The organism is Candidatus Streptomyces philanthi (assembly GCF_059553635.1).
The window spans coordinates 1-6,981 of record NZ_JCANQV010000285.1; the positions used below are offsets into that span (position 1 = coordinate 1).

The 6,981-nt window shown below is 74.0% G+C and carries 4 protein-coding genes and 2 pseudogenes; 3 read left to right on the plus strand and 3 right to left on the minus strand.

Annotated elements, in window-relative coordinates; genetic code table 11:
• Positions 1-364 (minus strand): annotated as a pseudogene (locus AC51EU_RS24630) (ROK family protein); the annotation flags it as partial.
• Between the two features lie 183 nt (positions 365-547).
• Between AC51EU_RS24630 and AC51EU_RS24635 the strand changes: the two are divergent.
• A complete protein-coding gene (locus AC51EU_RS24635) occupies positions 548-1,294 on the plus strand; it encodes a maleylpyruvate isomerase family mycothiol-dependent enzyme (RefSeq protein ID WP_496269250.1) in 747 nt (248 codons plus the stop codon).
• A 60-nt stretch (positions 1,295-1,354) separates the two neighbouring features.
• Here AC51EU_RS24635 and AC51EU_RS24640 read toward each other — a convergent pair whose 3' ends face one another.
• Positions 1,355-2,560, minus strand: a complete 1,206-nt coding sequence (locus tag AC51EU_RS24640) for a geranylgeranyl reductase family protein (RefSeq protein WP_496269251.1) — start codon at positions 2,558-2,560, stop codon at positions 1,355-1,357.
• A gap of 177 nt (positions 2,561-2,737) precedes the next feature.
• On the opposite strand from AC51EU_RS24640, the gene AC51EU_RS24645 reads away from it, so the two are divergent.
• Positions 2,738-4,099 carry a dipeptidase gene (locus AC51EU_RS24645; protein WP_496269252.1) on the plus strand — a complete coding sequence of 454 codons (1,362 nt, stop codon included), beginning with the start codon at positions 2,738-2,740 and terminating at the stop codon, positions 4,097-4,099.
• A 43-nt stretch (positions 4,100-4,142) separates the two neighbouring features.
• Here the strand turns inward: AC51EU_RS24645 and AC51EU_RS24650 are convergent, their stop codons facing one another.
• Complete coding sequence (locus AC51EU_RS24650; RefSeq protein ID WP_496269253.1) at positions 4,143-5,180, minus strand: NUDIX hydrolase; 1,038 nt, start codon at positions 5,178-5,180, stop codon at positions 4,143-4,145.
• 480 nt (positions 5,181-5,660) lie between these two features.
• Here AC51EU_RS24650 and AC51EU_RS24655 point away from each other — a divergent pair.
• Positions 5,661-6,863: pseudogene (locus AC51EU_RS24655) on the plus strand (glycoside hydrolase family 27 protein); the annotation flags it as partial.
• Between the last annotated feature and the right edge of the window lie 118 nt (positions 6,864-6,981).

Sequence of the window (6,981 nt, forward strand, 5' to 3'; positions counted from 1 at the left end):
GGTCGGCGGGGACGGTGCCGCATCCGGTGGCGGTGGCCACGATGCGGCCGCCGAGGCCGACGAGGGCGACGCGGAAGCCGTCGGCGTGGATCTGGACGGCGAGCACCACCGGGCCGTTCTCGTCGACGAACAGCCGGTGGGAGGGCCGTCCTTGGGACCCCGCGGACGCGGTCGGCCGGGAGTCGACGGTGATCAGGCCGAGGGCCTCCAGTTCGGCGGCGACGGCGCCCGCGGTCGCCCGGGTCACGCCGAGTTCCGAGGTCAGGACCGCCCGGGTGGGCGCGCGTCCGGTGTGTACGAGCTCCAGCGCGGGGCCGAGGGCACCGCGGCCCCGCTCCAGCCTGGTTGTCCGAGTCTGGGTCACGTCCCCATTCTGGCTTTGTACCCACGCTGAACAAAACGTGGCCCGCTCTTTCGGGCGCCCTCGTGCACATTCTGCCGGTCCCGCGCCCCGCTCCGGTCACACCATTCCCGGCGCGAGGGGCCATTCCGTCCACCCGTCCGCCCCTGCCCGGACGGTGGCGCCGCGGCTGGCAGACTCGACGTCATGGAGATCAGCAAGCACGTCGAAACACTGCGACTGGACGGCGCCCTGCTCGCCGAGGCCGCGGAGGAGGCCGGTCCCGGAGCGGCGGTCCCCTCGTGCCCGGAGTGGACCATGCGCGATCTGGTCACCCACATCGGCCGCGTCCACCGCTGGGCCGCGGAGTTCGTGACCCGGGGCGCCGGCCACCCCGCGCCCTTCCCGGAGGAACCGCGGCTGTCCGACGCGGAACTCGTCCCGTGGTTCCGCGACGGCCACCACCACCTCGTGGTGGCCCTGCACAACGCCCCGCGGGACCTGGCGGCCTGGACGTTCCTGGACACCGCCACCACCCCGCTCGCCTTCTGGGCACGGCGTCAGGCGCACGAGACCTGTGTGCACCGTGTGGACGCGCAGCAGGCGGCGGGCACCCCCCTCACGCCCCTGCCCCGCACCTTCGCCGCCGACGGCATCGAGGAACTCCTCACCGGCTTCCACGCCCGCGAGCGCAGCCGCCTGCGCACCGACGTCCCCAGGACGCTGCGGCTGCGCGCGACGGACACGCCCGGCGCCGACTGGACGGTGCGCCTGTCCGAGGCCCCGCCGCGCACGGCCCCCACGGACCCGGCGGGCCCCGGGGCCGACTGCACGGTCGAGGGCCCGGCCGAGGCGCTGTACCTCGCGCTGTGGAACCGCCTGCCGTGGCACGGCCTCACGGCCGAGGGCGACACCGAACTGCTCGGACTGTGGCAGGAGAAGGGCGGCGTCTGAGGAACGCGACGGGCCCGGGACCGGCACACCGCCGCCCCCGGGCCCGCGTCCGCGCCGGCCTCACCCCCGGTCGAGGCGCTCCAGCGCACGGCGCGCCACCCCGTGGGTGCGCACCACTTCGGCCAGCGTGGTCGTACCGCGGGTTATCTTCGCGAAGGCGTTCCACGCCGGACGGAAGCCGGTGACGGCGGCGTGCATCAGCCCGGGGCGGCGGGAGAAGACGGCGAGCAGCCGCCGCCCGACCCCCATCTCCACACCGAGGCCCGCCTTGATGGCGAAGGCGTAGTTCAGGGCCTGGCGGCGGGCGTCCACCGCGTCGTGTGCCTCGGCGACCCGGACCGCCCACTCCCCCGCGAGCCGCCCCGAGCGCAGCGCGAACGAGATGCCCTCGCGCGTCCACGGCTCCAGCAGCCCCGCCGCGTCACCGCAGACCAGGACCCGGCCGCGGGACAGCGGCGAGTCGTCGGTCCGGCACCGCGTCAGATGCCCCGACGAGATGCGCGGCTCGAAGCCCGCCAGCCCGAGGCGGCCGATGAAGTCCTCCAGATACCGCTTGGTCGCCGCGCCCTCGCCGCGGGCGGAGATCACCCCGACGGTGAGGGTGTCGCCCTTGGGGAAGACCCAGCCGTAGCTGCCGGGGATCGGGCCCCAGTCGAGGAGCACCCGGCCAGCCCAGTCCTCGGCGACGGTCGGCGGCACCGGGATCTCCGCCTCCAGCCCGAGGTCGACCTGCCCGGCCTTCACCCCGACATGCGCGCCTATCCGGCCCGCGCTGCCGTCCGCGCCGACCACGGCGCGCGCCAGCACCACCTCACCGTCGCCCAGGACGACGGCGACGGTGCGGCGGTCGGGCACCGCGGTGCCGTGCTGCTCGACACGGGCGACGGAGACGCCCGTACGGACCGTGGCGCCCGCCTTCTCGGCGGACGCGACGAGCGCGGCGTCGAACTCGGGCCGGTCGACCAGCCCGAACAGCATGGACCGGGAGCGCCGGGTGCGGGTCAGCCGGCCGTTGAGGGTGAACGTCACCGCGTGGACGCGGTCGCGCAACGGCAGCTCGAACCCGGGCGGCAGGGCGTCGCGGGAGGGGCCGATGATGCCGCCGCCGCAGGTCTTGTAACGGGGCAGTTCCGCCTTCTCCAGGAGGAGCACACGGCGTCCCGTGCACGCCGCCGCGTGCGCGGCGGAGGCGCCCGCCGGCCCCGCGCCCACCACCACGACGTCCCACATCTGCTGGTTGCCCTCGGCTGCCTGCTCGCTGCTCACCTGTACTGCTGCTCCCGTTCGATGGCTGGTGCGCCTACCGCCCGCATCCTACGGGCCGGTCTCGCGGCGACCGCCTGTGGGAAGATCGGGGGCATCCACGCCCGTACGTCCGGCCCGTCCGGCGCCGCGCCGCCGGACGTTCCGTATGTCCAACGCCGCGCCCACAAGGAGCGTTCCATGTCTGACAGCCCGCTCGCGCGCACCGTCGCCGCGCTGCAGCCCCGGGCCCTGGCCGAACTGACCGAGCTGGTGGCCTTCCGGTCGGTGGCCGACCCGGCGCAGTTCCCGCCGGCCGAGTGCGAGGCCGCGGCCGACTGGGTCGCCGGGGCGCTGCGGGCCGAGGGCTTCGAGGACGTGGCGCTGCTGGACACCCCGGACGGCAGCCGCTCGGTCTACGGTTACCTGCCCGGCCCGGCGGGCGCGCCGACCGTCCTGCTGTACGCGCACTACGACGTGCAGCCCCCGCTGGACGAGTCCGCGTGGCTCTCCCCGCCGTTCGAGCTGACCGAGCGCGACGGCCGCTGGTACGGGCGCGGCGCGGCCGACTGCAAGGGCGGCCTGATCATGCATCTGACGGCGCTGCGGGCCCTCAAGGAGCACGGTGGCGTCCCGGTCGGCGTCAAGGTGATCGTCGAGGGGTCGGAGGAGCAGGGCACCGGCGGCCTGGAGCGCTACGCCGAGGCGCACCCGGAGCTGCTGGCGGCGGACGCCGTCGTGATCGGCGACACCGGCAACTTCCGGGTCGGCCTGCCGACGGTGACCGCGACGCTGCGCGGGATGACGCTGGTACGCGTCCAGGTCGACACCCTGGAGGGCAATCTGCACTCCGGTCAGTTCGGCGGCGCGGCCCCGGACGCCCTGGCGGCGCTGATCCGGATACTCGACTCGCTGCGGGCCGAGGACGGTTCGACGACGGTCCGGGGCCTGGCCGCGGACGCGTCCTGGGAGGGCCTCCAGTACCCGGAGGAGGAGTTCCGCGAGGACGCCAAGGTGCTCGACGGTGTCGGGCTCGTCGGCGGCGGGACGATCGCGGACCGGCTCTGGGCGCGGCCCGCGGTGACGGTGCTGGGCATCGACTGCCCGCCCGTCGTCGGCGCGACCCCCTCGGTGCAGGCGGGCGCGCGGGCGCTGGTGAGCCTGCGGGTGCCGCCGGGCACCGACGCGGCCGAGGCGACACGGCTGCTCACCGCGCACCTGGAGGACGCCGCCCCGTGGGGCGCGCACGTCACCGTCGAGCAGGTCGGCCAGGGCCAGCCGTTCCGGGCGGACACCACCAGCCCGGCGTACGCGTCGATGGCGTCGGCGATGCGTGAGGCGTACGACGGGACGGAGATGCAGACGTCCGGGATGGGCGGTTCGATCCCGCTGTGCAACACCCTGGCGGCGCTCTACCCGGAGGCGGAGATCCTGCTGATCGGGCTCAGCGAGCCGGAGGCGCAGATCCACGCCGTCAACGAGAGCGTGTCGCCCGAGGAGTTGGAGCGGCTGTCGCTGGCCGAGGCGCTGTTCCTCCAGCGGTACGCGCGCAGCCGGGCCTGACGCGGACGGCGGCCGGGCCGCGCCCGGCCGCCCCGCCGCGGGGTCAGCCGGTGGGGACGCCGGCCTCCAGCAGGAGCGGGCGGCCCTGTTCCCGGGCGCGCAGGGCCCAGCGCAGCCGGTTCCAGCGCACCGGCGGCAGCATCCGTTCGGCCTCGGCCTCGGTGGCGAAGCGCCAGGCGCGCAGTTCGGTGCCGGGCAGCAGGAGTTCGCCGATCTGGTCGCGGGTGAGCCGGCCGCCGTCGAACAGCAGCCGCAGACCGCCGAAGCCCGGCGGCTGGGGTGCCTCCCAGTCGAGGACGAGGAGCCGGGGGACGCGCGGGAGCCGTATGCCCAGTTCCTCGACGACCTCGCGTATCCCGGCCTGGGAAGGGGATTCCCCGCGTTCGACGATGCCGCCGGGGAACTCCCAGCCGGGCTTGTACGTGGGGTCGACGAGCAGTACACGGTCCTCGTCGTCGAAGAGGAGGACGCCGGCGGCGAGGGTCTCCGCGGTCGGTTCCGGGGTCTGCACGATGGCGCAGTCACCGACGCCGTCGCGGACCGCCTCGGCGACGTACTCGGCGGTCTGCCGGGGGGTGAGCCGGGCGGTGTCCACGAGGTGCGCGTCGTCCTTGAGCCAGGTCAGCGCCTCGGCGTACGGGGCGAGGTGGGCCAGGCACCAGCGGCGTACCGAAGCGGCGTCCGCGTCCCCGGGCGGCGCGGCCTGCTCGCGGTGGGCTATGCGCGCGCGCAGGATCGTTTCCTCCGCATGGAGGACGAAATGCCGTACCGGTATCCGGCGGGCCGCGAGCGCGCCGAAGATCTCGTCGCGGTATTCCTGGCGGAGCAGGGTCATGGGCGTCACCAGCGGGCCCGGCACCTCGGTGAGCAGCGCCGCCGCGGTGTCCACGACCAATCGCCGCCAGGCCGCCAGATCCTGGTAGTCGTCGAGCTCCTCCAGCCGCTTGGCCGGCAGCATCATCCGCAGTCCGTCACCGAGGAGTTCCGGGTCGTAGAGCGTGCTTCCGGGGAGCAGGTCGAGCAATTCTTGAGCCGCTGTGGTCTTGCCCGCACCGAACGTGCCGTTCAGCCAGACGATCACGGTTTCCCCTCTTCCCTAGAACCCAGGTGAGTTGCCCGCCTCACCCTGTCACGACAAGGCTCCAGATCGCGGGCCGCCGCGGCCGGGGACGGCGCGCATGACGGTGCGCTCCCCAAAGCCTCCGGCACCGAAACCCCCTTCGCACCGCAGGACGGAGCACCCCGCCGTACGCATATGACGGCGGCCCACCGGAGTTCCGGAAAGGACCCCGGAAGGCCCCTCCGGACGGGCCGGGGGCCGCGGAATGCGGAACGGTCCGGCGGATGCCCGCACCGCCCCGCGAAAGGGGCCGGCGCTCCCCCGCCGGACAGCGCGCGGGCCGCCGCGGACGGCGCCCGCGGAAGGGTCCCGGGCCGGCACACGCGCACTCGTCCCCCTCTTCCGGCATGGTGCGTCACGCTCTACCGTGTGCACCCGCCTACCCGTTCCTGACCGGCACATGACTCCCGGACACCTCGCACGAGGACGGAGAACGTGACGATGCGCCTGCCCTCTCCCCGCTTTCCCCGGCGCCGCCGCGGGGCGTTCGCCGCGGCCCTGTCCGCCGCCCTGCTCTGCGCCGCGGCGGTCCCCGCCCCGGCGGCCGGCGTGCCCGGCCCCCTCGCCGCCACTCCTCCGATGGGCTTCAACAACTGGAACTCCACCCAGTGCCGGGCGGAATTCAACGAGAAAATGGTCAAGGACATCGCCGACCTCTTCCTCGCCAAAGGGCTCAAGGACGCGGGATACCGGTACATCAATCTCGACGACTGCTGGGCACTTCCCGAACGGGACCCCGAAGGACAACTCGTACCGGACCCCGGACGCTTTCCGCACGGCATCAAGGCGGTGGCCGACTACGTCCATTCCAAGGGCCTCAAGTTCGGCATCTACACCAGCGCGGGAACCAAGACCTGCAACCCGGCGGGCTTTCCCGGAGCGCTGGGCCACGAGACATCCGACGCCCGGCAGTTCGCGGAATGGGGCGTGGACTACCTCAAGTACGACAACTGCAACAACCAGGGTGTGGACGCGAAACAGCGCTATCTCACTATGCGCGACGCGCTCCGCGCGACCGGCCGCCCCATCGTCTACAGCATCTGCGAATGGGGCGAGAACGCGCCGTGGGAATGGGCCCGGGACGTGGGCCAGCTCTGGCGCACCACCGGCGACATCGGCGACTCCTGGCAGAGCATGCTCTCCCTCGCCAAGCAGAACCTCCCGCTGGCGCCGTACGCGGGCCCCGGGCACTGGAACGACCCGGACATGCTGGAGGTCGGCAACGGCGGCATGACCGACACCGAGTACCGCAGTCATTTCTCCCTCTGGGCGATGATGTCCGCGCCCCTGCTGATCGGCACCGACCTGCGCCGGGCCTCCGCGTCGACGCTCACCGTCCTCGGCAACAAGGACGTGATCGCCCTCGACCAGGACCCGGCCGGCCACCAGGCGACGGTCCTCGCCTCCACCGAGGGGCGCTGGACCCTCGTCAAACGCCTGGCGGACGGCGACCGCGCGGTCGCCCTCTTCAACGAGACCGACGAGCCCCGGCGCCTCACCACCACCGCCACCGCGCTCGGCCTCCCCGCGTCCTCCCGCTACCGCCTCCGCGACCTGTGGCAGCACCGCGACGGGCACACCACCGGCACGGTCACCGCGGTCGTACCGGCCCACGGCACGGTGCTGTACCGGGTGGGGGCGGACGGCTGAGGGCAGCGGCGCGGCGTACGGGGTGACGCCGCGCCTCGCGGGCGGCCCGGCCGTCACCCGGTGGTGGCGTACGCCTCGGGGCAGGTCTGCCGGGCGGCGGCCGCGGCGCCGA

Coding starts and splice junctions, on each gene's coding strand:
- AC51EU_RS24635 (WP_496269250.1), top strand. CDS start 548: ATGGAGATCAGCAAGCACGTCGAAACACTGCGACTGGACGGCGCCCTG.
- AC51EU_RS24645 (WP_496269252.1), top strand. CDS start 2,738: ATGTCTGACAGCCCGCTCGCGCGCACCGTCGCCGCGCTGCAGCCCCGG.